The following is a 23929-nucleotide window of genomic DNA, read 5'->3' on the forward strand; positions in this document are numbered from 1 at the left end:
ACTCCGCTGTCCGGAACGTCTGATCAAACATGACTGTCGGGAGAAGGACGTTGCTGCGGGCCGCCGGGCTCGCCACCCTCGGTGCGGTGGCCGCCGCGTGTGCGCCGAACTCCGCGCCGCCCGGGCAACCGCCGGCGACGACCACGCCGACGACAACAGCACCGCCGCCGTCGACGAAGCCGTCCGGGCCGCCCGACTGGAACGCGTTGAGGAGCAAGCTCAGCGGCGACCTCGTGCTGCCTGCCGACAGCGGCTTCGGCACCGCCAAGCGCGGCTACAACCCGCTGTTCGACGGCCACACCCCGGCCGCCGTGGCGAAAGTGCGAAAGCCCGAAGACGTGCAGGCCTGCTTCGCCGCGGCGGCGGGAAGGCTGCCCATCGCCGCGCGCAGCGGGGGCCACAGCTACGCCGGCTACTCCGTGCCCGATGGCGGCCTGATCGTCGACGTCGGCAGCATGTCGAGCGTCCAGGTCCAGGGCGACCAGGTCGTGATCGGCGCCGGCGCGCGGCTGGGTGACGTCTACGCGGCGCTCGCCAAGGCCGGCCGCTGCCTGCCCGCCGGCTCGTGCCCGACGGTCGGCATCGCCGGGCTGACCCTCGGCGGCGGCATCGGTGTGGTGGCGCGCAAGTACGGCCTGACCTGCGACCACCTCGTTTCCGCCCAGGTCGTGACGCCCGACGGCAAACTGCGCACGGCCAGCGCGGACTCCGAACCCGACCTGTTCTGGGCTCTGCGCGGCGGCGGGGGTGGCAACTTCGGCATCGTCACGTCGTTCACCTTCAACACCGACCCCGCGCCCGGCATCACGGTGTTCTCGCTGCACTTCCCAGGCGGCTCGGCGGGCGACGTGCTCGACGCGTGGCAGCAGTGGCTCCCGACGACCCCGCCCGAGCTCTGGTCGAACCTCGTGGTGTCTGGCGGTTCGCCGGTGGCGTGCCGCGTCGGCGGCGCGTTCGTCGGCGGCACGAGCGAGCTCACCACGTTGCTGGGCAAGCTCAACGCGTCGCCGTCCAGCCGCACGATGAAGAGCCTCAGCTACGGCGGCGCCATGAACTACTTCTCCGGCAGCTCAGCGCGCCAGACGTTCGTGGCCTCGTCGCGGATCATCACCGACCCCATCCAAGGCGCGAAGGTCAGCGACCTCGCCGCCGGCCACAAGGGCATGGACCTGCTCATCGACGGCCTCGGCGGCGCGGTCGCCGACGTCGCCCCGGCCGACACCGCGTTCCCGCACCGCAAGGCGCTGGCCAGCATTCAGGTCTACGCGCCCGCCACCTCGAGCAACCACGCAGGCGTCGCCAAGTCCGTGTCCACTGTGGTCAGCGGCCTCGCCGACGCGGGCGCCGGTGGCGGCTACGTCAACTACCTCGACCCCGCCATGCCCGACTGGAAAACCGCCTACTACGGCGACAACGCCGCCCGGCTCGATCAGGTCGCCAAGACCTACGACCCGGACGGCGTGCTCAAGTTCGCGCAGTCCGCGTAAAGGCTCGTGGGTGCCGGCGCGAGACCGGCACCCACGAGTCCTACAGATCCACCCCGGTGAACACCGTCACGCGCTCCTCGGTGAGGTCGGTCATCGCCGCCAGCACGCCCTCGCGTCCGACGCCCGAGCCCTTCACGCCGCCGTACGGCATCTGGTCGGCGCGATACGACGGCACGTCACCGATGATCACGCCGCCCACCTCCAGCTCGGCCGACGCGTGGAACGCCAGCTGCACGTCGGACGTGAACACGCCGGTCTGCAGCCCGTACGCGGAGTCGTTGACCGCCGCGAAGGCCTCGTCCACACCGTCCACAACGGACACCACCAGCACCGGCCCGAAGACCTCCTCCGACCACACGCGCGCGTCCGGCGGCACGTCCGTGAGCAGCGTCGGCGCGACCTGGGTGCCCTCGCGCGTGCCGCCCGTGAGCAGCTTCGCGCCCGCGGCCACGGCTTCCTCGACCCACGCGATGATCCGCTCGGCCGCGGCCTCGTCGACGACCGGGCCGACGTCGGTGTTGCGGTCGTAGGGATCACCCGTCTGCTGCGCCTCTACGGCCTCCACCAGCGCGGGCACGAACTCCTCGGCCACCGCCGCGTCGACGATCACGCGCTGCACCGAGATGCACGACTGCCCGGCCTGGTAGTTGCCGAACGTCGCGATGCGCTGCGCCGCGCCCTCGGGGTCGGGCCAGTCGCGCAGCACCACGGCCGCCGCGTTGCCGCCGAGCTCCAGCACCACGTGCTTGCGCGGCGCCGCGTCGGCGATCGACCAGCCGACGGGACCGGAGCCGGTGAAAGACACCACGGGCAGCCGGGGGTCGGCCACCAGCGCCTGGGTCTCCGCGTTTCCCAGCGGCAGCACGGAAAACGCGCCGGGCGGCAGGTCCGTCTCGGCCAGGATCTCGCCGAGGATCAGCGCCGACAACGGCGTGCGGGGCGCCGGCTTCACGATGATCGGCGCGCCGACCGCCAACGCCGGCGCGACCTTGTGCGCCACCAGGTTAAGCGGGAAGTTGAACGGCGAGATGCCCAGCACGGGCCCGCGCGGCACCCGCCGCGTGAGCGCCAGCCGCGCGTCGCCCGACGGATCGGCGTCGAGCCGCTGCACATCACCGCTGAACCGCCGCGCCTCCTCGGCCGCGATGCGGAACACCGAAACCGCGCGGCTCACCTCGGCTTCCGCCCACTTGAGCGGCTTGCCGTTCTCCGCGGTGATCACCTCGGCGATCTCCTCGGCCCGCATCCGCAACCCGCGCGACACGTGCTCCAGCGCCGCCGCGCGCTCGTGCGCGGGGGAGCGGCGGAACTCCCGCGCGATGCCCGCGGCGGCTGCCACGGCGCGCTCCACCTGCTCCGCGCCGGGCACCGCCACGGTCGCCACTTCGCTGCCGTCGACCGGGTGCCGTACGACGAGCGTCTCGGCCCCCTGCTCCGCCCGTCCGGCGACCCACGCGGGCCGCGGCTCCGGGGTGATCATGTCCATGCGTACCAAGGTATGCGGGCGCGGCGCGCGCCGGGTGAACCCCCACCCTTACGGGGCTCACACGGCGCGTCGGTCACGGCTTGACGAGGACCTTCAGCGCCTCGCGGTCGGCCATCGCCTGGTAGCCCGCGGGCACGTCGGCGAGCCCGATCGTCCGGTCGAACACGCGGCCCGGCTGGTAGCGCCCTCGAGCACGTCCGGCAGCAGCTGCGGGATGTAGTGGCGCGCGGGGGCGACGCCGCCGGTGATCGTGATGTTGCGCGTGAACACCGGGCGCCCGATCGGGCCCTCCGGGTACTGCGGCACGCCCACGCGGCTCAGCGCACCGCCCGCGCGCACCACGCCGAGGCCCATCTCGAACGCCGCTTTGGTACCGACGCACTCCAGCACGGTGTGCGTGCCGTGGCCACCGGTCAGCTCGCGCACGCGCGCGATGCCCTCGTCGCCACGCTCGGCCACGACCTCCGTCGCACCGAACTCGCGGCCCAGGTCGGTGCGCGCCCGGTGGCGTCCCATGAGGACGATGTGCTCGGCGCCGAGGCGCTTCGCGGCCAGCACGGCGGACAGGCCCACCGCGCCGTCGCCGATCACGGTCACCGCCTTGCCCTGCGCGACGCCGGCGGTCACGGCCGCGTGGTGGCCGGTGGAGAACACGTCCGACAGCGTGAGCAGTGAAGCGAGCAAGTCGTCGGAAGTTTCGTCAAGCCCCAGAGGGAGCTTCACGAGCGTGCCGTCGGCCTGCGGTACGCGCACGGCCTCGCCCTGACCGCCGTCCACGCCGTCGACGCCCCAGTTGCCGCCGTGCAGGCACGAGGTCTGCAGCCCCTCGCGGCAGAACTCGCAGGTGTTGTCCGAGTACACGAACGGCGCCACGACCAGGTCGCCCTTGCGCACGCTCGTCACGTCGGCACCGGTTTCCTCCACGACGCCGAGGAACTCGTGGCCGATCGGCCGGCCGTTCTCCTGCGCGGGCATGCCGCCGTACGGCCACAGGTCGCTGCCGCAGATGCAGGAGCGCACGACGCGGACCACGGCGTCCGTCGCCTGGGCCACCTTCGGGTCGGCCACCGTCTCCACGCGGACGTCGCCGGCGCCGTAGATGAGTGTCGCTCGCATAAAGATCCTTTCCGGGTTTTCGCGGTCATCTGTTCCGAGTCATCCGGGGGGCCGGGATTCATTCCTCATGACGCATGCCCCGGCCGTGTCATGACAAATGTCCGGGGTGCTCAGCCGGGTCTCCACTTACGTTCAGAGCATGACCAACCCGACCTCGGAACGCTGGCACAGCAACCCATTCGTGGCCGTCTTCGACCGGATCGGCCCGCGCCGGGTACCCGTCCTCACGGGCGCGGTGTTCCTCGTCACGGCGGCGGCGCTCGTCGCCCAGCTTGCGGTGCCGGGGCTGCTGGAGCACGTGCGGCGCGACGGCGCGGCGATCGACGCCGGGCAGTGGTGGCGCCTGCTCACCGGCATGTTCTTCCAGGACGGCGGACTGCTCGGCGGCGTCTTCAACCTGGTGATCCTGGCGATCTTCGGCACGCTGGCGGAAAGCTACTTCGGCCGCGTGCGCATGTTCGTCCTGTACTTCGGGTGCGGGCTGTTCGGCCAGTTCATGAGCTACGTCTGGCTGCAGCCGGTGGGCGCGGGCAACTCGATGTGCGTCGCGGGGCTCATCGGCGCGCTGGCCGTGGCGCTGCTGCGGGCGCCGGCACGCCACGGCGTGCAGCTGCCGACGCAGGCGTTCGTGGTGCCGATCCTCGTGGCGCCGCTCGCGGTCGTCGACACGCTCGTGCAGGACAACCACGGCCTGCCCGCGTTGCTGGGCATGGCGCTCGGATTCGCGCTCCTGCCCAAGGTGCGCGGCTAGCTCGGGGGCACTGGGGGTGCGACGGCCCGATCGGGGACCGGGCCGTCGTTGTGTCACTTGCTCCGGTAGAGATCGCGCAGCAGCAACACTTCCGCGCAGTGGTGGATGGTCTCGCGGTTGATGTGCAGCACGAGCGCGGCCATCGGGTACTCGGCGAACGGCCCCTCGGCCTCGCCCACCGGACGGGCGAGCGCTTCGGCGTCGAGCCCCCGCACGCCCTTGATCCAGCTGTCGTACGCGGAGTCGAGCTGGTCGAGCGCCTCGGCCGCGGTGCCGGCGTAGGGGAAGGTCTCGTAGCTCATCGCCGGCCCGCCGAAGTGCGACGCGGCGCGCATGCCGAGCACGCCGACGATGACGTGCGAGAGCCGCCACGCGATGGTCGTGACGGGCGGCGGCACCGGCTCCGGGTACGCGAAGTCGACGGTGAAGTCCCCTGCCCCGGGCCCGTCCGGCTTCTCCGCACGCGGGCGTACGGTCCAGCAGTTCGGCACGGGTTGCCAGAAGTACTCGTCGTCCCCGAGCCCGTCGAGGCGCGGACGCACGTGGTGCTGCCAGTGCCAGTCGAGTTGGTCGTGCAGTTCGGTGGTCCATTCGACAGTCATGGGGGAACGGTAAGACGCTTCGCGGACAGGTGCGGTCCTCATTCGGAGGCCAGTCACGGGGTGAGGGCGGCGTGACCCAGCCCACCTGGGACGATGGAGGCAAAAGCGCTCATTCGCCTGGAGGTCGTAGGTGGCCAATCCCACCGGTCCGGTACTCGTCGTCGACTTCGGGGCGCAGTACGCGCAGCTGATCGCCCGCCGCGTGCGCGAGGCGCAGGTGTACTCGGAGGTCGTGCCGTCGAGCTCGACCGCCGAGGACCTGCTGGCCAAGAACCCGTCGGCGATCATCCTGTCGGGCGGCCCGTCGAGCGTCTACGCCGAGGGCGCCCCGGGCATGGACCCGAAGCTGGTCGAGGCCGGCGTGCCGATCCTCGGCATCTGCTACGGCCACCAGCTGCTCGCGCGGGCGCTCGGTGGCATCGTCGAGCCCACCGGCGTGCGCGAGTTCGGCCGCACCGACGTGCGCGTGGTCGGCGAAGGCGGACGGCTGCACGCCGGTCTGCCCGGCCACCAGACGGCGTGGATGAGCCACAACGACAGCGTCACGAAGGCGCCCGAGGGCTCCGTCGTCACCGCTAGCTCCGACGGCGCGGCCGTGGCCGGCTTCGAGGACGTCGACCGCGGCTTCGCCGGCGTGCAGTACCACCCGGAGGTGGCGCACTCGCCCCACGGGCAGGAGGTGCTGCGCCGGTTCCTGTCCGAGATCGCGGGCATCAAGCCGCAGTGGACCACGTCGTCCATTGTGGACGAACAGGTCACGCGCATCGCCGAGCAGATCGGCGACGGACGGGCGATCTGCGGCCTGTCCGGCGGCGTCGACTCGGCCGTCGCGGCGGCGCTCGTGCAGCGCGCGATCGGTGAGCGGCTCACGTGCGTGTTCGTGGACCACGGCCTGCTGCGCGCGGGCGAGCGCACGCAGGTGGAGCAGGACTTCGTGGCGGCCACGGGCGTGAAGCTCGTGACCATCGACGCGCGCGAGCGGTTCCTCGGCGCGCTCGCCGGTGTGACCGACCCGGAGCAGAAGCGCAAGATCATCGGGCGCGAGTTCATCCGCGTGTTCGAGCAGGCCGAGCGCGACCTCAAGGCGCAGGGCGACTACAAGTTCCTCGTGCAGGGCACGCTCTACCCCGACGTCGTCGAGTCCGGCGGCGGCGAGGGCACGGCGAACATCAAGAGCCACCACAACGTCGGCGGCCTGCCCGACGACCTGCAGTTCGAGCTCGTCGAGCCGCTGCGCCTGCTGTTCAAGGACGAGGTGCGCCGCGTCGGCCTCGAGCTGGGTCTGCCCGAGACGATCGTGCAGCGCCAGCCGTTCCCCGGCCCCGGCCTGGGCATCCGCATCATCGGCGAGGTCACGGCCGACCGGCTCGAGACGCTGCGGGCGGCCGACGCCATCGCGCGCGAGGAGCTCACGTCCGCGGGCCTGGACCAGGAGATCTGGCAGTGCCCGGTGGTGCTGCTGGCCGACGTCCGCAGCGTCGGCGTGCAGGGTGACGGCCGCACCTACGGCCATCCGATCGTGCTGCGTCCGGTGTCCTCCGAGGACGCGATGACCGCCGACTGGACGCGGCTGCCGTACGAGGTGCTGGAACGCATCTCGACGCGCATCACCAATGAGGTGCCGGAGGTCAACCGCGTTGTCCTCGACGTGACGAGCAAGCCGCCGGGCACCATCGAGTGGGAATGAGCTGAACGCCAAGGGGCCCCGTCGGGATTCGACGGGGCCCCTTGGCGTTCAGTGGTGTTTGAAGGGTCAGTACCGCTTGCGCCGCAAGGAAGCCGCCAGCAGCAGCACTCCGATGAACACCGCGCCGCCCGCGACGACCCAGCGGAAGTCGAAGGCGGGCAGCCAGCTCGCGCCGTCGGAGAGCACGTAACCCGAGACCAGCAGGGTCGCGAGGCCGACGATCAGGGTGATCACGTCCACGCCTCGGCGGCGGGTCGGGATGTTCGAGTTGTCAGCCACGGAGCACCTCCACGCTGCCGGCACCGTTGGTCACGTTCAGGGTGATCTTCTGCCCGCCCGGCCCGTCGTCGCCGAAGTCGGTGCCGGTCAGCGCCGCCTGGCCGACGCCGCTCGTGGAGCGGTCGAGGCAGTCGACGTCGCCGGCGGAGTTCTTGCAGGTGTAGGTGACATCGGCGTTCGCCGGCACGGTCACCCGGGTGTCGCCGGCGCCGTTGCTGACCGAGGTGGTGATCGGGTCACCGGCCGGCAGCTGCGTCAGGTCGAGGTCGATGTCGCCCGCCGCGTGCCGGTACACCGGCTGCAGTTCGGTGACCGAGTGCGGGGTCGCGTTGAGGTCGCCGACGCCGCCGCGCAGGTCGATGCTGTTGAACGCGCTGGTCGTCATGATCATGCCGACGATCGCGAGCGGCAGCGCCAGCGCGATGAGCCCGCGTGAGCCGCGGACGAACGCGCCGGCCACCATGCCGACGCCGAGCACGCCCAGCACCAGGCCGATGATGTGGCGCACCGAGAACCAGTCGACGCCGTTGAGGTTCAGGACCACGCCCACGCCGGCCACGACCACGGCCGCCGCCATCGTCACCGAACCGATCTTCGACCGCGGCTGCCGCGGCTGCGGGGCCGGATCGTCGGACTCGTAGTGGTAGGGGTTCTCCGGCGGCGTCGGCCCCGCCGGGTCCGGCAGGTCCCAGCCCGCCGGATCGGCGGCCAGCGGGTCCCAGCCGGGAGCGGCGGCGCCCATGGGCTCCGTCGTGGTGTCCGTCATCGTGAAGGCTCCGGTTCCGGGCGCGGCCTGGGCCGTCTCATACGCGGGGTACGCGACGACCGGCGCCGGGCGGTTGTCCTGCCCGCGGCTGCGGTGCAGGAGGTAGAGGCTTGCCGAGAGCAGCGCGAACCCGATGAGGCCACCGCCGTCGAACCAGCCGTTGCCGAACGTGAGCCCGACCGCCGGGATCAACGCGATGGAGAGCACCACGGCGAACGCCTTCGACATCGTCGAGCGCCCGCGGCCGATCATCGCCTCGAAGCCCGACGTCTCGTCGCCCTCGCTCGGGAACAACAGCCAGCCGAGCAGGTAGAACACCAGCCCGAAGCCGCCGAACACCATCGCCGCGACCAGCGCCACCCGGATCACGACCGGGTCGATGCCGTACCGGTTCCCGACCCCCGCCGCGACCCCCGCGACCTTGCGCCCCACGTGCGGCCGGCGCGGCCGGCTCACCCAGAAATCCTTCACCGTCTCCTCGAAGCCGTTGAAAGGATTCGACTTCGGGCTCGGCGCCTCGTTCGCACCACTCATACGGCAAAGCATGCGCGACCCGCGGCGGCGCCACATCGGGGACGTTCCCTGAGGTTTCCCCTGAGTGCCACCGGTGTCCGGGTCGTGATCAGGGGCTTCCCCGATGTCAGAACTGTTCGCGGCGTGTGACGATGGACGGCGTGCAGGACTTCCTCGACCTCGGCGCCGCCGGGCAGGTGAGCGACCCGGCCCGGGGGCCGGTGCCGCCTGCCGTCATGACGGCAGGCGCGGCTTCCGGGGCCCCGGGGACTTCCGGGCCGTCCGGGGCCTCCGAGGTCGCCGGGCAGCCCGGGCGGCCGAAGATGCACCGGCGCCGCAGCGGGCGGGCCGTGGCCGGCGTCGCGGGCGGGCTCGCGGACCACCTCGGCGTGCCCGTGCTGTGGGTGCGCCTGGCGTTCGCGCTGCTCGCGGCCCTCAACGGCGCCGGTTTGCTCGCGTACGGGCTGCTCTGGGTCTTCGTGCCGCAGCAGGCCGAGGACACCGCCGAGGTCGACAGCAAGAAGGCCGGGAAGGAACGTCAGCAGGCGTTCGGCCTCATCGCGCTCGGCATCGGCCTCGCCATCGCGAGCGGCACGCTGTCCGGCACCATCCGCGGCTGGGTCGCCGTGCCGCTGGCCATCGCCATGCTCGGCGCGGCCGTGGTCTGGCGCGAGGCCGACGAATCGCAACGCCGGCGCTGGCGCACGGGAGCGCGCGACGGCGTCACGGGCGCGTTCGTCGGCGGGGGCGGCCGCAGCGCGGCGATCATCCGGATCCTCGCCGGCGTGGCACTCGTGGCCACCGGCATCGGGGTCGTCGTGTTCCGCAGTGGCAGCTTCGACCAGGTCCAGTTCGCCCTCATCGCCGTGCTGGCCACGCTGGTGGGTGTGGCCGTGCTGACGGTTCCGTTCTGGCTGCGCCTGGTCCGCGACCTCGGAGACGAGCGCCGCGCGCGCATCCGCACCGACGAGCGCGCCGAGATCGCCGCGCACCTGCACGACTCCGTGCTGCAGACGCTCGCTCTGATCCAGCGCCAGTCCGACCAGCCGCACGAGGTCGCGCGGCTGGCGCGCGGCCAGGAGCGCGAGCTGCGCGGCTGGCTCTACGGCCCCGGTGGCTACGGCAAGCCGAGCGACAAGAAGTCGAAAGAGCAGGAAGAAGGCGCCGTCCCGCTGTCCGAGGCGCTCGGCGCCGCGTGCGGCGAGGTCGAGGACACCTTCGCGATCTCCGTCAGCCAGGTCGTGGTCGGCGATGTCGAGATCGACGGACCCCTCACGGCCCTCGTCCAGGCCGCCCGCGAAGCGCTGGTCAACGCGGCCAAGCACGCCGGCGTCGACGAGGTCAGCGTGTACGCCGAGGTCGAACCCACCGAGGTCACGGTCTTCATCCGCGACCGCGGCAAGGGCTTCGACCCCGACGTGGTCCCCGCCGACCGCCACGGCCTCGCCGACTCGATCCGCGGCCGCATGGAACGTCACGGCGGCACCTGCAAGCTGCGCACCGCGCCGGGCGAGGGCACCGAAGTCCAGCTGGCCATGCCGCTCAAAGCGGCCAAAGGCGCGGCGTGACGTCGCTATGCTCAGGCTGGGCGACAACGAGCGAGGGAGCAGCACGGTGACGGAGACCCAGCGCGAGCCGGTCAAGGTGTTCCTCGTGGACGACCACGCGCTCTTCCGCGCCGGGGTCCGCACAGAGCTCGACTCGATCACCGACGAAGTGCAGGTGGTCGGCGAGGCCGGTTCGGTGGCCGACGCCGTCGCCGGCATCGCGCGCACCAAACCGCAGGTCGTGCTGCTCGACGTGCACATGCCCGACGGCGGTGGCGCCGAGGTGCTGCGCCGCGTGCGCCCGGAGCTGCCTGACGTCGTGTTCCTCGCGCTGTCGGTGTCCGACGCCGCCGAGGACGTGATCGCCGTGATCCGCGGCGGCGCGCGCGGCTACGTCACCAAGACCATCTCGTCGAAGGAGCTCGTGCGCGCGATCGTCCGCGTGGCCGACGGCGACGCCGTGTTCTCCCCGCGCCTGGCCGGCTTCGTGCTCGACGCGTTCGCCGACCGCCCCGGTTCGGCGCCGATCAACGACCCCGAGCTCGACCTGCTCACCCCGCGCGAGCGCGACGTCCTGCGCCTGCTCGCGCGCGGCTACGCGTACAAGGAGATCGCGTCGGAGCTGTTCATCTCGGTCAAGACGGTGGAGACGCACGTGTCGAGCGTCCTGCGCAAGACCCAGCTGTCCAACCGCTACGAGCTCTCCCGCTGGGCCTCGGACCGCCGGCTCGTCTAGGCGGCGGGCTCCGCGGCCACCAGCGGCTTCGGGGCCACGGCCTTCTTCCGCTGCACCCGCGTGAGCGCGACGCCGCCCAGCACCACGACCATGCCCGCGATCACGCGGAAGCTCAGCTGCTCGTGCAGGAAGATCGCGCCCAGCGCCACCGACACGATCGGCAGCAGGTACCCGACCACCGACGCCGCGACGGCGCCTTCGCTGGCCAGCAGCTGGTAGTTGAGGGCGAACGCGATCCCGGTCCCGCCGATGCCGAGGATCACCACCGCGAACGCCGCCAGCGGCGTCAGGTGCACCGGCGACAGCCCGCCGAACGGCACCACCAGCACGAGGAACCCGGCGGCGATCATCATCTGCCCGCCCGACAGCGCGTAGGGCGAGTCGCCGGTGTCCGACAGGTAGCGGCCCTCGTAGACGAACGCGAAGCCGTAGCTCGCCGCCGCCGCGAGGCACGCCAGCGCGCCCCAGCTCAGCAGCCCGGACGCCTCCCACGGCGCGAAGATCAGCAGGATTCCCGCCAGGCCCACGACAAGTCCGGCCGCGCGCATCGCCGTCATTCGGTGGCGGACCCCGAGGAACGGCGCCACCACGAGCACCCACAGCGGCGTCGTCGAGTTCAGCACGCCGGTGATGCCGGAGTCCACAGTGGTCTCACCGATCGCGAAGAGCAGGAACGGCAACGCATTGTGGAAGAACGCGGCCACGGTGAGGTGGCGCCACGTGCGCTTGTCCGTCGGGAGCCGGCGGCGACCGAGCCGGCACAGCGCCACGAGCACCACGGCGCCGAGCACCAGGCGAGCCAGCACCAGCTGCACCGGCGAGAACGCCGCGAGCCCCAGCTTGATCCAGAAGAAGCTCGAACCCCACATCAGTGCCAGCGCGGCAATCCTGAGCAGGGTCTTCGTCTCGCCCACCCCAAGTCCTCCTTCTCGGCCGAAGTTCAGCCTGACCCCGCCCAGACGTAAGGACAAGCGAAAATAACTGCAGGAACGCTTAAGCAGAGCTGTAGAATTCGGCCATGCTCGACGTGCGGCGAATGCAGGTGCTCCGCGCGGTGATCACCAGCGGGTCGATCACCGCCGCGGCGCGGAACCTCGGGTACACCCCGTCGGCGATCAGCCAGCAGCTCTCGGTCCTCGAACGCGAGGCGGGCACCGAGCTGCTCGAACGCGTCGGCCGGGGCATCCGGGCCACGCCCGCGGGCGTGCTGCTGTCGGAGCACGCCGAGACACTGAGCGCGGAGCTGGCGCGCGCCGAAGCGGCGTTGACGGAGCTCAAGGAGGGGCGCACCGGCAAGCTGGCCATCCGCTACTTCGCCACGGCCGGCGCTTCGGTGATCCCGCACGCCGTGGCCGCCGTCCGTCGCGAGCACCCCGGCGTGTGGCTCGACCTCAAGCTCGTCGACCCCGACGACCCGATGCCCGAGGTGGAGGAGGGCCGCGCCGACGTCGCGATCGTCGTCTTCCCGCGGCCCGCGCCGCCGGCGAAGGGGATCGAGCTCGTGCACCTGCTCGACGACCCGTACCGCGCGGTGCTGCCCCGCGCGCACCCGCTGGCGCGCAAACGCGTGCTCGACCTGACCGACCTCGCCGACGAGCCGTGGGTGGGCGTGGACCCGATGCCCGGGATGTGCCGCGCGATCCTCGACGGCGCGTGCGCTTCGGCCGGGTTCGCGCCCAACATCGTGGTCGAGTCGGAGGACTACCTCACGGCGCAGGGCTTCATCGCGGCCGGGCTGGGTGTGGGGCTGGTGCCGGAGCTGGGCGTCGGGCCCGCGCACCCCGGCGTCGCCGTGCGGCGGATCCGCAACCCCGAGCCGTGCCGGATCATCCACGCCGCCATCGCCGCGCGGGCCGTCGGAAATCCGGCCGTGCGGACACTGATCGACGCGATGCGTCAGGCGACGGCGAAGGTCGCCTGACGGCTCTGACGGCTCAGACGAACAACAGCTCGGAAACGCCGATCCCGATCAGCACCGCGCACAGGATCGCGGCGACCGTGAGGATCAATTTCCGGCGGGCGGCCGCCTTCTGCCGCACCTCCGCGGCCGACATCGCCTGCTGAGCCGCCGACGGCACGAACCGCGCGGACGGCGGCTGCAGGGGCTGCTGCGGCACCGGCTGCTGCTGGGGCAGGATCTGCTGCGTGGGCTGGGCGGCCATCGGCTGCTGCATGGGCTGCGGCGCGGCCGGCGCGTAGGGCACCTGCTGCACCGGCATCTGCATCAACGGCCCCGGCTGGCCCGGCTGCTGCTGCGGGGGCAGCGGCCACGACGCGGGCATGGTCGGCATCGCGGGTGCCGTCGGCGGGATGAACGCGGTCTGCTCTCGGCCCTCGGTGATGGCGCTGAGCGCGGCCACCGTGTCGGCCATCGTCGGACGCGCCGTGGGGTCCATCCGCAGCATCTTGCGCAACGCGGCGGCGAGCACCCCGGAGTTCTGCGGCGGCCGCTCGGACGCCTCGCCGTCCTCACCGAACGGCGGCACGCCCTCCACGGCCGTGTACAGCGTGGCGCCGAGCGAGAACACGTCGGCGGCCGGAGATGCCGGTGCACCGCGGGTGACCTCGGGCGCTCGGTAGGCGGGGTGCGCCCCGCCGCCGGTGATGCCGATGTCGGTGAGCTTCACGCCGCCGTCGTCGGCCAGCAGCACGGTGCCGGGTTCGAGCGTGCGGTGCACGATGCCGGCCGCGTGGATCGCCGCCATCGCGTCGCCCAGCATGATCCCGAGCGACGCCGCCTGCTCGGGCGTGAGCCGCCCGTGCTCGGCGAGGAACGACGCCATCCCGCGCGACGGGATGTACTCCATCACCAGCCAGACGTCAGGTCCGTCGGGCAGCACGTCGTACACGGTGATCGCGCTCGCGTGGTCCACGCGAGCCGCGTCCTTGCCCTCCTGCATCACCGCGGCGCGCGCTTGCTCGGCGCGGTCCGGCGGCAGGCCGACGGGCAGGTACATGCGCTTCATCGCGACCGTGCGGAACAGCCGCGTGTCGAACGCTTGCCACACGATGCCCGCGCGGCCGCGGCCGATCGGCTGGTCGAGCCGGTACCGGCCGCCGACGATGGTGCCTTCTGAACTCAAATCTGTTCCTGGATCAAGGGTTGGCCGGCGGCGAACTCGGGATGTTGGACGACGACGGCGGGTTGTCCGAGGACGTCGGCTCGTCCGGAGTCGACGTCGGAGTCTTCGTCGGCCTCGAGGTGGTTTCCCGCGACGAAGTCGTCCGGGGCGTGCTTCGGCGAGACGACGACGTCTCGCGTGAGGAGGACTCCTCTGAAGAAGACGTCTCTTCCTCGCTCGTGGTTGCTTCCTCGCTCGAAGGCGCCGTATCTGTGGTCGGGACCACGTTCGACGACGTCGCCGGGGGAGCGGGCTGCTGCGAAGCGTCCGGCGGGTTGTTCGAGCTCAGCAGCCACACGCCGAGGGCCACGAGGCCGACCACCACGATCGCGCCGATGATCGCCGGCTTCTTCCACGCGCCGGGCTTCTCATCCTCGTCGTCGGTGGGGCTCGTCTGGGCCCGCGGGGGCGGCGGCTCGTCGTAGCCGTCGTCATACCCGTCGTCGTACTGGTCCTCGTCGTACTGGTTGTAGGCGTCGTGGGTCGGCACGGACCGGGTGGCGGCCAGGCCGTTGCGGCCCGGGTCGCCGTACAGCGGCGGCTCGCCCTGGTACTGCTGGTCGTACCGGTCGTAGTCGTTCTCGGGATACGCGGCGGCCGCGGGGTACTCGGCCTCGTCGTCGTAGTACTGCTGCGCCGGGCCGGGCGCGTCGAGCAGCGTGCCCGAGTGCGCGGCGTCGTCCATGTCCTCTTCGGGGAACAGGTGCGTGGCGGCCGCGCCGGCCACGGCGGCAGCGCCCAGCGTGCCGGCCGCGGCCACCATCACGGTCTCGCCGGCCGGTCCGCCCAGCGGCGTTTCGCCCCGTGCGACGGAGGCCAGCAGCTCTTCGCACTCCTCGGCGGTGGGCCGGTGGTGGATGTCGGGGTGCAGCAGCACGGCGAGCACGCTCGCGAGCGGGCCCGACTGGCGCGGCGGGTTGATCTGCCCCGCGGCGACGGCGTGCAGCAGGCTCAGCGTGTTCTCCGACAGCCCGAACGGCGGCTGGCCCTCGCACGCGGCGTACAGCGTGGAGCCGAGCGAGAACACGTCGGACTCGGGGCCGGGGTCACCGCCGATCGCGACCTCGGGCGCGAGGTAGGCGGGCGTGCCGGCGATCATCCCGGTCTTGGTGACCGTGACGTCGTCCTTGGCGCGCGAGATGCCGAAGTCGGTGATCTTCACGGTGCCGTTGCCGGCCAGCAGGATGTTGCCCGGCTTGATGTCGCGGTGGACGATGCCGACGGCGTGCGCCTCGCGCAGCGCGGCGGCCACCTGCGCGCCGATCCGCGCGACCTCCAGCGGCGGCAGCGTGCCGCGCTCCTGCAGGACCTGGGCCAGGCTCGTGGAGTTGAGGTACTCCATGATCAGGCACGGCTGCCCGTTGTCGTCGGTGACGACGTCGAACACCGAGATCGCGTTGGGGTGGTGCAAGCGCGCGGCGATGCGGCCCTCGCGCATGGTGCGCTGCCGGGCGTCTTCGGCGTCGTGCTCATCGAGGCCCGGCTGCATCAGCAGCTGCTTGACAGCCACCGTGCGGCCCAGCACCTCGTCGTGTGCCTGCCAGACGGCACCCATCGCGCCCGAGCCGATCCGGCCGATGATGCGGTACCGGCCGGCGACCAGACGACCCTCGTCGCTCACGCGACCTCCCTTTGGGGCTCCGACTGCCCGGAGCGGGACGTGCCCACCCCGAAGATGCGACCTCGAACCGGCCGCAGCACCGCAGCGTAGGCACCTGTCTTGGGCCGTGTGCCGGTTTTCCCGAGACCGGCCCGTGACAAGGCTAGGCGTTCACTCTGTGCACACACACTCGGCACGGTCTGATCGTCTACCCGGAACAGGATCGTCGCAGGTCACGAGAATGCGACGGCGGAGAGCAGTCGCGCTTCGGAGATGACGTCGCGCTCCACGACGTCGAACAGTTGCGTGACGCGGAGCAGTGTTCCGTCGGTCTGGTGCAGCACCGCGATGGCGACGACCGAGCCGTCGTCCTGCACGCGGGCCTCCTGGACGTCGATCGAGCGGGCCGCGCTCCACGCGCGGACGAGGCTGCCGGCTTCGCCCTGGGCGAGCCCGGGGGCGAGCAGCGCCAGCGCGCTGTCGGGGTTCTTGTCGATCGAGGCGTAGAAGGCCTTCACGGCCTTCAGCTTGTCGGCGACGGACGTGGTCTCCGCGCCCGTGGACTCGGCGTGCTCCGACGGCGGCGTGCTGCTCGGCGCGGACGTGCTGGGCGTGCCGGCCTGCTCCGTGGTCGAGCCGATGTCGTGCGTGGGCCGCGTGGTGCCGGCGCCGGACTCGACCTGCGTGCCCTCGCGGTGCCCGGACGTGGTGCCGCCGGAGCCGTGCTCTTGCGAGCCGGGTACGGCCTGGCCGCCGAGCGCAGCGGCGCCGCTGAAACCGGTGGGGATGGTGTCCTCGGCGACCGGCGTGGTCGGCCGGGGCCCGCCGCTGAGCAGGGCCGCGGTGACCACGGCGCCCGCGACGAGCGCGCCAGCGCCGACGAGGCCCACCTGCTTGGCGCGGCGGGCGAAGCGGCTCTCGGGCTCTTCGGCCGGCTCGGCGGATCTGGCGGTCTCCGCGCGGTGTGACCGCGGCGGCAGGTACTTCTGCGGCTCGCGGAAGACCTGCTCGAGGTAGTCGCGGTCCGCGTCGCCGACGCCGTCGAGCAGCTCGGGAGGGATCACGTCCTCGACGCGGACGGCAGTGACCTCGCGGGTCTCACGCCGTGTGCGCTGCCGATCAAGCACGAAAGTCCTCGCTCTGGGGTTCGGGGGGACGACGGTACGGCCGTTCGGTCGTACGCCGCTCGTCCGGACGGCCGACTCGTGGTCGGATCCAGACCTGCTGTCGCCAGGTAACCCTGTGGCGACGGGCACCCGCCAGGCTCAGTCGCCGGAATGCCGTCGTCATACGACGAGCGGCAGCTTATGTCACCCACCCGGACCAAGTTCAACCGCTTACCGCACCGCACGTGCATCGGAACGGGCAGTTTGCACCTGCACGAAACGCGCGGCCCATGCCGGACGATCATGCCTGGTCAGGCGCCGTCGTCGGCGATCTTCTCGTCGTCGCCGAAGGTGAGCGTGCGCTGCTCGACGGTCTTGGTGCCGTCGGTGTGGGTCACTTCGAGCGTGTTGACCGTGGTGTTGTTGTCGGGGTCGATCTCGACCTTCTTGACCTCGAAGTACGCGACGTTCGCGTAGCGCTGGCGCAGGCCCTGCGAGCCCTCCTGCTTGAGGTCCCCGGTGGTGACGGCCGAGGCCTCCGAGGGGTCGGTGGTGACGTTGTTGAAGAACTTCTCGGTGTTGTCCCCCATCGCCTTGGGGTCGGGGGAGGTCTCGTAGAAGACGTTGGTCGGCGAGGTCTCGCGCTGCGCCGGGGTGACCGGCGGCTTCGCGGGCGGCCGGGCCGGCGTCGACGTCGGCCCGGTGGTGACGGGGTCCGACGAGTCTCCGCTGGACGAGGAGTCCGTCGGCGACTCGTCTTCGCTGGTCTCGGAGCCCACGGCGTTCTGCGGGTGCGTGTCCGGGGCGTCGTCCCGGGTGCCGGAGCGGCCGCCGCCGGAGCTGCTGCTGTCCTGCGGGTCGCCGCCCGCGCCGCCCGTGCCGCCCTGCTGGCCGAGCGACGGGTCCGGGAGGATCAGCGGGTTGCCGCCGTTCTGCCGGCCCGGCCAGCCGCCGCCGAGCGCGTCGGTGGTCGTGGTGGGTCCGCCGACGAGGAAGGTCCCGGCGAACAGCAGCCCGACGACTACCGCGCCCGACGCGCCGGTCGCGAACCACGCCGCCTTCCGCCACGTTTTGGGCGGGGTCACCGACGCGGGCACGGAGCCGAGGTCGAACTTGCCGAGCCCGTCAAGCAGGGGAGCGGCGTACACGCGCACTTCGTCGTCTTCGTCGAGCGAGGCCTCGTCGAACGGACCGCGCACCCGCGGCTTGGCCGGGGCCCGCAGCGTGACGCGCTGGCGCCGCGGGGGCTCGGGCTTCGCCGGCTGCTCGGCGGCGGGCTCCGGCGGCGCGCTCAGCTCGATGTGTTCGCGGGCGAGCTCGGCGTCGTCGTGCTCCGGGGGCTGCGGCTGGGCCAGCGTGGCCGCGGTCGCCGCGACCCGCTCGCGCCTGCTGCGGCGCACCTGCGGCCGGCCGAGTCCGTCGTGCATCGGCATGTCGGCGAGCGAACGCGTGGTCCCCGGCGCCGCCCAGGCGCGGTCGATCTCGCTCACGGGCTGGGGGTCCGGCACCACGGCCTGTCCGGTGGGCAGGCGCCACTCGTCCTGCGCGAACTCCGGTGCGCCCTCGCCGGACTCCGGCAGCACGGCTTGCCCGGCGAACGCACGCGGTTCTGTCTCCGGACGGGGCTCGGCGAGGTCGTCGGTCCGCGGAAGCACGGTGTGTCCGGCGGGCCCCTGTTGTTCGGCCGGTGACTCCGGCCCCGCCGCGTCGGCGAGGTCGCCGGACTGAGCTCCGCTCCAGAACGACTCGGGTTCGGGCGGGCCGTCGAGCGGGCCGGCCTCGTCGAGCCGGCCGGCGGTGAAGCCCCGGTCGCCGTGGCCGGGCTGCGGCAACTCGGTGCGGCCTCGCGTCGGCGGTGCGTACGGCCCGCGCCCGTTCAGCGCGTGCTCGGGGAGCGCGTCGTAGGCGCGATAGTCCTCGTGGACGCGGTGCTCGTCGCGCGGCTCGTCCGGCCTGCGCGTCGGCTGCGGGAGCGGGATCGGGCGGCGCGGGTGCGTCTCCCGGGCCTGCTGGGGCTGCGGCAGGAGCACACCGGGCCCTGGCACGGGCAGAGTCCCGTGCGTCGGCGCGAACGTCGAGCGCGGATCGGCCGCTCGCCGGCGAGGTGGCGGCAACGGCAGGGCGCCGGCCGGGGCGCCGACGTGCTCGCCGCCGGGCCGGTGGCGGTGGTGACCTCCGCCGAGTGGCGGGACCACGGGCGTCCACGTGTCTGTGTCCTGAAGACTGCGAGCCCGGTGCCTGCCCGGCACCGTGACCTCCGCGGCCGTCACCGTGTCCGGGTGGCTCGAGCTTCTCGACCCACCCATCGCGTTTCCCGTCATGCCCGTCCGACCCCTCCCCGGTGTGGGCGTGACGGCGCCGGCACTCCGATCAACCCGATCGGAGCAGAGGCGCGAACGGAGTCACTTGCGACCACACTTGCGAACTCCCGCGCATCTGCACGCGCACGCGGCAGTGGGCACGCGGAGCCGCAGCTACCGCGCGTCCTCCGGGCATCGCCCGACTCAGACGCAAGGGTCCTCACGAACCCAAGAGTAGGAAACCGCCAGGCGAAAGTCTCTGGGCAACCTGCAACTTGCACAGGTTTCACTCTGTCGGGGACGACCGAACGGGCGTGGGGTCACGCTACGCAGTGCAATCGCCCCAGGTAGAGCAGATCACCCTCCGCTGCGGTACTTCTCTCGGGTCGTCTGGAGAGCCTTCGTCGCCACAGCACCGCTACCGACAGCAATCACGATGGCGATGACGTCGGCTACGCCTCCCCCGGAAGTGAGCAGCCACGCGAACAGTGATGCCGCCGTGGTACCACCGGCGACCGCCCAGCGGCTGCGCACGTACTGCGCGACGGGCGCACCGCCGGCCCGCTTACCCGCTGCGTTGTTCAGCAGCGCCAGGTACCCGACATGGCCCAGTGCCGCCAGCACGCTCGCGATCGCGATGATGACGGCGATGACGTTAATCATGGGTCCAGTCTGCCCGTTTTCGCGGCCCGGCGGATCGGGGAAGTCCCCGATGTGGCCGGAAGTTCATCGGCCGAGGCGGCCGCGGCCCAGGTTGAGCAGCGCCATGGCGAGCTGGCGGCCCTCCGGACCCAGCTCGCGGTAGCGCGCGAGCACGTCCATCTCGCGGTTGTAGACGATCCTCGTGCCGCCGGCGGCCATGCGGGCCGCGCCGATCGTCTGCGACACCTCCACGCGACGTTTGACCAGCCGCAGGATTTCGGCGTCGAGCCAGTCGATCTCCTTGCGCAGCGAGGAGATGTCCTCGCCGGCGGCAGTGTTCTCGGCGGGCTGTCCGTCGGCGTTCTGAGTCTGCGCGTTCATCGGGACCTCTCTGAAGTCCGGACTCCCAGTGGCCCCTGGGACGGCGAAAGCCCCGGGTCCGTGGACTCCGGGGCTGCGGGTGATGGCGGGTGGGGCACTACGCGATCACGGGAGCCGGAGTCCGGGTCCCGTAGAAAAATCGCTCACTACTGTGCCGCATGCGGTCAGTATGGCACAGGAGTTTCACCGCGCCGCCGGAAACTCCGCACCCGCGCGTGCACCATGAGGGTGACGAACAGCCAGAACAACGGCATCGCCGGCCAGAAGAACCCGACGCCCAGCACCGCCCACCGCACGATCAGCAGCACCGCCAGCGCCACGACGATCGCGGCGTGGATCCGCAGCGCCGGATGCTCGCGCAACGCGGCGCGGGTGAGCGGCCAGCCGGATCCCGGCCGTCGCGCGACTTCGGGGCGGGGAAGGTCGGTGGTGAGCGCGCCGAGCTCGTCGACGTAGCGCGTCGCGTAGACCGTGCCGAGTCGTTCCTCCACCTCTTCGAGCGTGAGCCGGCCTTCGGAACCGGCGGACTGGATGGTCGCGGCGACGCGTTCTCGGTCGCTGTCGGATGCCCTCAACCGGGCGGGGATCTTGTCGTCCATACCGTTCGATGCTCCGCGCGCGAACGCCCCCGCGCGTCGGACGGGAGGCGACACCGTGGCGTACGTCGACAGGCGCAGTTGCCTCTGACGAACCTGTCGTACCCCAGGGGTAGCGTGGACAGGCGATGGACACCCTCTTCGATCTCCCCGCAGAAAAGCCCGCGCCTGCCCGGAAGGCCGCCGCCGAGCTGCTCGAGGACCTCAATCCCGCGCAGCGCGAAGCGGTCATGCACGCCGGCGGGCCGCTGCTCGTCGTCGCCGGCGCGGGGTCGGGCAAGACCCGCGTGCTCACGCGCCGCATCGCGTACCTGTTGGCGGAGCGGGGGGTGCACCCCGGCGAGATCATGGCGATCACGTTCACCAACAAAGCAGCGGCCGAGATGCGCGAGCGCGTCGCGTCGCTCGTCGGCCGCCGGGCCAACGCGATGTGGGTGTCCACGTTCCACTCGATGTGCGTGCGGATCCTGCGCCGCGAGGCGAAGACGCTGGACATGTCGTCGAGCTTCTCCATCTACGACTCGGACGACACCAAGCGCCTCATCACGCTCGTCGCTCGCGACCTCGACATCGACCCGAAGAAGTACGCCGCGCGCACGCTCGCGGTGCACATCTCGAACCTCAAGAACGAGCTGACGGACCCCGACGCGGCCGTGGCGAACGCCGCCAACGACCTGGAGCGCCGCGTCGCCGAGGTCTACGTCGAGTACCAGCGCCGGCTCGAGGCGGCCAACGCGTTCGACTTCGACGACCTGATCATGCGCACGGTCTCGCTGCTGCAGGCGTTCCCGGACGTCGCGGAGTACTACCGCCGCCGGTTCCGCCACATCCTCGTCGACGAGTACCAGGACACGAACCACGCTCAGTACACGCTGGTGCGTGTGCTGGCAGGCACCGAGTCTGATGGAGCCACGGACACCGGCATCGACCCCGCCGAGCTGGTCGTGGTGGGTGACGCGGACCAGTCGATCTACGCCTTCCGCGGCGCGACGATCCGCAACATCGAGGAGTTCGAGCGCGACTTCCCCAACGCGCACACCATCCTCCTGGAGCAGAACTACCGCTCCACGCAGACGATCCTGTCGGCGGCCAACGCCGTGATCGAGCGCAACCCCAACCGGCGCGCGAAGCGGCTGTGGACGGATTCGGGCGACGGCGAGAAGATCGTCGGCTACGTGTCGGACAACGATCACGACGAGGCCGCGTTCGTCGCGGGCGAGATCGACGCGTTGGCGGAGAAGGGCGAGGCGGATTACTCCGACGTCGCCGTCTTCTACCGCACCAACAACCAGTCGCGGGTGTTCGAGGAAATCTTCATCCGGCTCGGCCTGCCGTACAAGGTCGTCGGCGGCGTGCGGTTCTACGAGCGGCGCGAGGTGCGCGACATGCTCGCGTACCTGCGTGTGCTGTCGAACCCGGACGACACGGTTTCCTTGCGCCGCATCCTGAACGTGCCCAAGCGCGGCATCGGTGACCGCGCCGAGGCCGTGGTGGCCACGCACGCGGAGCGCGAGCGCATCACCTTCGCGGCCGCGTTGCGCGATGCCGTCGAGGGCAAGGTGGCGCTGCTGAACCCGCGCTCCGCCAAGGCGATCACCGGGTTCGTGTCGCTGCTCGACGACCTGGGTGACCTCGCGGCGTCGGGTTCCGAGGTGCACGACCTGCTGGAGGCCGTGCTGGAGCGCACGGGGTACCGCGCGGAGCTCGAGGAGTCGGACGACCCGCAGGACGCCTCCCGTGTGGAGAACCTCACGGAGCTCGTCACGGTGGCGCGCGAGTTCGCGGAGTTCACCGCCGAGGTCCAGCAGGACGAGAACGCCGAGCTGGTGCTCGACGACGGCGTGCCTGCGCCCGGTTCGCTACCCGCGTTCCTGGAGCGCGTGTCCCTGGTCGCCGACGCCGACTCGATCCCGTCGCCCGACGGCGGCGACGAGGGAGACGGCGGCGCGGGGGTCGTCACGCTGATGACCGTGCACACCGCGAAGGGCCTCGAGTACCCGGTGGTGTTCTGCACGGGCTGGGAAGACGGCGTCTTCCCGCACATGCGCGCACTCGGCGACCCGACGGAGCTCGCGGAGGAGCGCCGGCTCGCGTACGTGGCCATCACGCGTGCGCGGCAACGGTTGTACGTCTCGCGCGCGCTCGTGCGTTCGGCGTGGGGCCAGCCGCAGATGAACCCCGCTTCGCGCTTCCTCGACGAGCTGCCGCCCGACTTGGTCGACTGGCGCCGGCTGGAGCCGTCTTCGCCGGGCTTCGGTAACTTCGGATCTTCCTCGGGTTCGTCGTCCTCGGGCCCGCGCGCGGCCACGACGTGGGGCCGACGATCCACTTCGTCGACTACGACGACGTCGTCTTCGCCGTTCGGCAAGGGCTGGAAGGACACGGTGGCCCTCAAGCTCGACGTCGGCGACCGCGTCAGCCACGACAAGTACGGCCTCGGCACCGTCATCTCCTGCGACGGCGTCGGCCCTCGGGCCACGGCCACCATCGACTTCGGCGCGTCCGGCAAGGTCCGCCTCATGCTGATCGGCAGCGTGCCGATGGTGAAGCTCTGATTTTTGTCGGACCCCTCGGTTAGGCTCCCTCCAGTCGAACACAAGTTCGAATGAATGAGGTAGGCTGGTGCTCGTTCGCCGGCCGCCTCGGGAGGGAGCACGAGGGTGTGGACGCGATCTTGTTTGGGGTCCTGGCCGCGGGGGTACAGGACTATCTACGGGGAGTTCTGGGGACCTCGGGGGTTTCCGGCGGTTCTGCCGGTTCGGGGTGCTACTCGGCGGAGCTCGGTTCGGGCGACTCTGCGGAACCCGGCTCCGGGTGTGCTTCGGGGGAAGCTCACCGCTTGGCCGCTGCGTGGCGCGCCCTGCTCCGCCACCATGACCTCGGCCCTGACGGCCACTGCCAAACGTGCGGCGCGGGCCGCCTGGGCCGCTGGCCCCTCCGCCGCCGCTCGGCAAGCCTCTGCACGGTCTGGCAGGTCGCTGTCGCGTACTTCATCCGCCGCTCACCCACCGGGGAGCGCTAGAGCTGTCTCCGGCGGTCGAGAGGATGCGTGGGCGCCGTAGCCGCTTCTTCGGGCAGTGCGTGGAAGGGCTTGCGAAACGCACACGGCCACGGAGAGCGCGGGGGCGCTGACCGTGGCCGAGTGGAACAGTATTGAAACTGAAGAGCAGTGTTGAAACCGAAAACAGCGTTGAAACCGAAGAACAGTAAGG

General features: G+C 71.6%; 19 protein-coding genes and 1 pseudogene. 7 read left to right on the top strand and 13 right to left on the bottom strand.

The window, feature by feature from the left end:
* Positions 1–29: 29 nt before the first annotated feature.
* Positions 30–1487, top strand: coding sequence for an FAD-dependent oxidoreductase (locus tag ABZU76_RS32325; RefSeq protein ID WP_354876076.1), 1458 nt, complete (start codon positions 30–32; stop codon positions 1485–1487).
* Between the two features lie 40 nt (positions 1488–1527).
* On the opposite strand, the gene ABZU76_RS32330 is transcribed toward ABZU76_RS32325, so the two are convergent.
* Positions 1528–2973: an aldehyde dehydrogenase family protein gene (locus ABZU76_RS32330; protein ID WP_354876078.1), complete on the bottom strand. Its 1446-nt coding sequence runs from the start codon at positions 2971–2973 to the stop codon at positions 1528–1530.
* 73 nt (positions 2974–3046) lie between these two features.
* A pseudogene (locus tag ABZU76_RS32335) lies at positions 3047–4089 on the bottom strand (alcohol dehydrogenase catalytic domain-containing protein).
* A 139-nt stretch (positions 4090–4228) separates the two neighbouring features.
* Here ABZU76_RS32335 and ABZU76_RS32340 point away from each other — a divergent pair.
* Positions 4229–4840: a rhomboid family intramembrane serine protease gene (locus tag ABZU76_RS32340; protein ID WP_354876080.1), complete on the top strand. Its 612-nt coding sequence runs from the start codon at positions 4229–4231 to the stop codon at positions 4838–4840.
* A 53-nt stretch (positions 4841–4893) separates the two neighbouring features.
* Here the strand turns inward: ABZU76_RS32340 and ABZU76_RS32345 are convergent, their stop codons facing one another.
* A complete protein-coding gene (locus ABZU76_RS32345; RefSeq protein ID WP_354876082.1) occupies positions 4894–5442 on the bottom strand; it encodes a DinB family protein in 549 nt (182 codons plus the stop codon).
* 130 nt (positions 5443–5572) lie between these two features.
* Between ABZU76_RS32345 and guaA the strand changes: the two genes are divergently transcribed.
* The gene (gene guaA / locus ABZU76_RS32350; protein WP_354876084.1) at positions 5573–7129 is read left to right on the top strand and encodes a glutamine-hydrolyzing GMP synthase; all 1557 of its coding nucleotides are present in this window, start codon (positions 5573–5575) and stop codon (positions 7127–7129) included.
* A gap of 66 nt (positions 7130–7195) precedes the next feature.
* Here the strand turns inward: guaA and ABZU76_RS32355 are convergent, their stop codons facing one another.
* Both ABZU76_RS32355 and ABZU76_RS32360 read right to left on the bottom strand, forming a co-directional pair.
* On the bottom strand, positions 7196–7408 hold the full coding sequence (locus ABZU76_RS32355) for a hypothetical protein (protein ID WP_255638644.1): 213 nt from the start codon (positions 7406–7408) through the stop codon (positions 7196–7198).
* A complete protein-coding gene (locus ABZU76_RS32360; protein ID WP_354876086.1) occupies positions 7401–8708 on the bottom strand; it encodes a PspC domain-containing protein in 1308 nt (435 codons plus the stop codon). Before ABZU76_RS32360 ends, ABZU76_RS32355 begins: the two co-directional genes overlap by 8 nt.
* Positions 8709–9010: 302 nt before the next feature.
* Between ABZU76_RS32360 and ABZU76_RS32365 the strand changes: the two genes are divergently transcribed.
* On the top strand, positions 9011–10255 hold the full coding sequence (locus ABZU76_RS32365) for a PspC domain-containing protein (RefSeq protein WP_354876224.1): 1245 nt from the start codon (positions 9011–9013) through the stop codon (positions 10253–10255).
* Positions 10256–10262: 7 nt separating this feature from the next.
* Entirely contained in the window at positions 10263–10970 is a 708-nt protein-coding gene (locus ABZU76_RS32370; protein ID WP_255638645.1) for a response regulator transcription factor, read from the top strand.
* On the opposite strand, the gene ABZU76_RS32375 is transcribed toward ABZU76_RS32370, so the two are convergent.
* Positions 10967–11884 (bottom strand): DMT family transporter, encoded by a 918-nt coding sequence (locus ABZU76_RS32375; RefSeq protein WP_220246169.1) that lies wholly within the window; start codon positions 11882–11884, stop codon positions 10967–10969. The genes ABZU76_RS32370 and ABZU76_RS32375 overlap by 4 nt on opposite strands.
* Positions 11885–11988: 104 nt before the next feature.
* Between ABZU76_RS32375 and ABZU76_RS32380 the strand changes: the two genes are divergently transcribed.
* The gene (locus ABZU76_RS32380) at positions 11989–12891 is read left to right on the top strand and encodes a LysR family transcriptional regulator (RefSeq protein WP_220246170.1); all 903 of its coding nucleotides are present in this window, start codon (positions 11989–11991) and stop codon (positions 12889–12891) included.
* 13 nt (positions 12892–12904) lie between these two features.
* On the opposite strand, the gene ABZU76_RS32385 is transcribed toward ABZU76_RS32380, so the two are convergent.
* From ABZU76_RS32385 to ABZU76_RS32415, 7 genes are all read right to left on the bottom strand, one after another.
* Positions 12905–14053, bottom strand: coding sequence for a serine/threonine-protein kinase (locus ABZU76_RS32385; protein WP_354876089.1), 1149 nt, complete (start codon positions 14051–14053; stop codon positions 12905–12907).
* Positions 14054–14066: 13 nt separating this feature from the next.
* Positions 14067–15713 carry a serine/threonine-protein kinase gene (locus ABZU76_RS32390; RefSeq protein WP_354876091.1) on the bottom strand — a complete coding sequence of 549 codons (1647 nt, stop codon included), beginning with the start codon at positions 15711–15713 and terminating at the stop codon, positions 14067–14069.
* 212 nt (positions 15714–15925) lie between these two features.
* The gene (locus ABZU76_RS32395) at positions 15926–16819 is read right to left on the bottom strand and encodes a hypothetical protein (protein WP_354876093.1); all 894 of its coding nucleotides are present in this window, start codon (positions 16817–16819) and stop codon (positions 15926–15928) included.
* A gap of 290 nt (positions 16820–17109) precedes the next feature.
* Positions 17110–18993, bottom strand: coding sequence for a hypothetical protein (locus tag ABZU76_RS32400; protein ID WP_354876095.1), 1884 nt, complete (start codon positions 18991–18993; stop codon positions 17110–17112).
* A gap of 462 nt (positions 18994–19455) precedes the next feature.
* Positions 19456–19761, bottom strand: coding sequence for a hypothetical protein (locus ABZU76_RS32405; protein WP_354876097.1), 306 nt, complete (start codon positions 19759–19761; stop codon positions 19456–19458).
* Positions 19762–19824: 63 nt separating this feature from the next.
* Positions 19825–20121 (bottom strand): chorismate mutase, encoded by a 297-nt coding sequence (locus ABZU76_RS32410; RefSeq protein ID WP_220246175.1) that lies wholly within the window; start codon positions 20119–20121, stop codon positions 19825–19827.
* A gap of 164 nt (positions 20122–20285) precedes the next feature.
* Positions 20286–20720 carry a DUF1707 domain-containing protein gene (locus ABZU76_RS32415; protein WP_354876099.1) on the bottom strand — a complete coding sequence of 145 codons (435 nt, stop codon included), beginning with the start codon at positions 20718–20720 and terminating at the stop codon, positions 20286–20288.
* A gap of 125 nt (positions 20721–20845) precedes the next feature.
* Here ABZU76_RS32415 and pcrA point away from each other — a divergent pair, with 125 nt between their 5' ends.
* Complete coding sequence (gene pcrA, locus ABZU76_RS32420) at positions 20846–23272, top strand: DNA helicase PcrA (RefSeq protein ID WP_354876101.1); 2427 nt, start codon at positions 20846–20848, stop codon at positions 23270–23272.
* Positions 23273–23929: the final 657 nt, after the last annotated feature.

The sequence above is a fragment of the Amycolatopsis sp. NPDC005232 genome (assembly GCF_040607795.1).
Lineage (GTDB): Bacteria > Actinomycetota > Actinomycetes > Mycobacteriales > Pseudonocardiaceae > Amycolatopsis.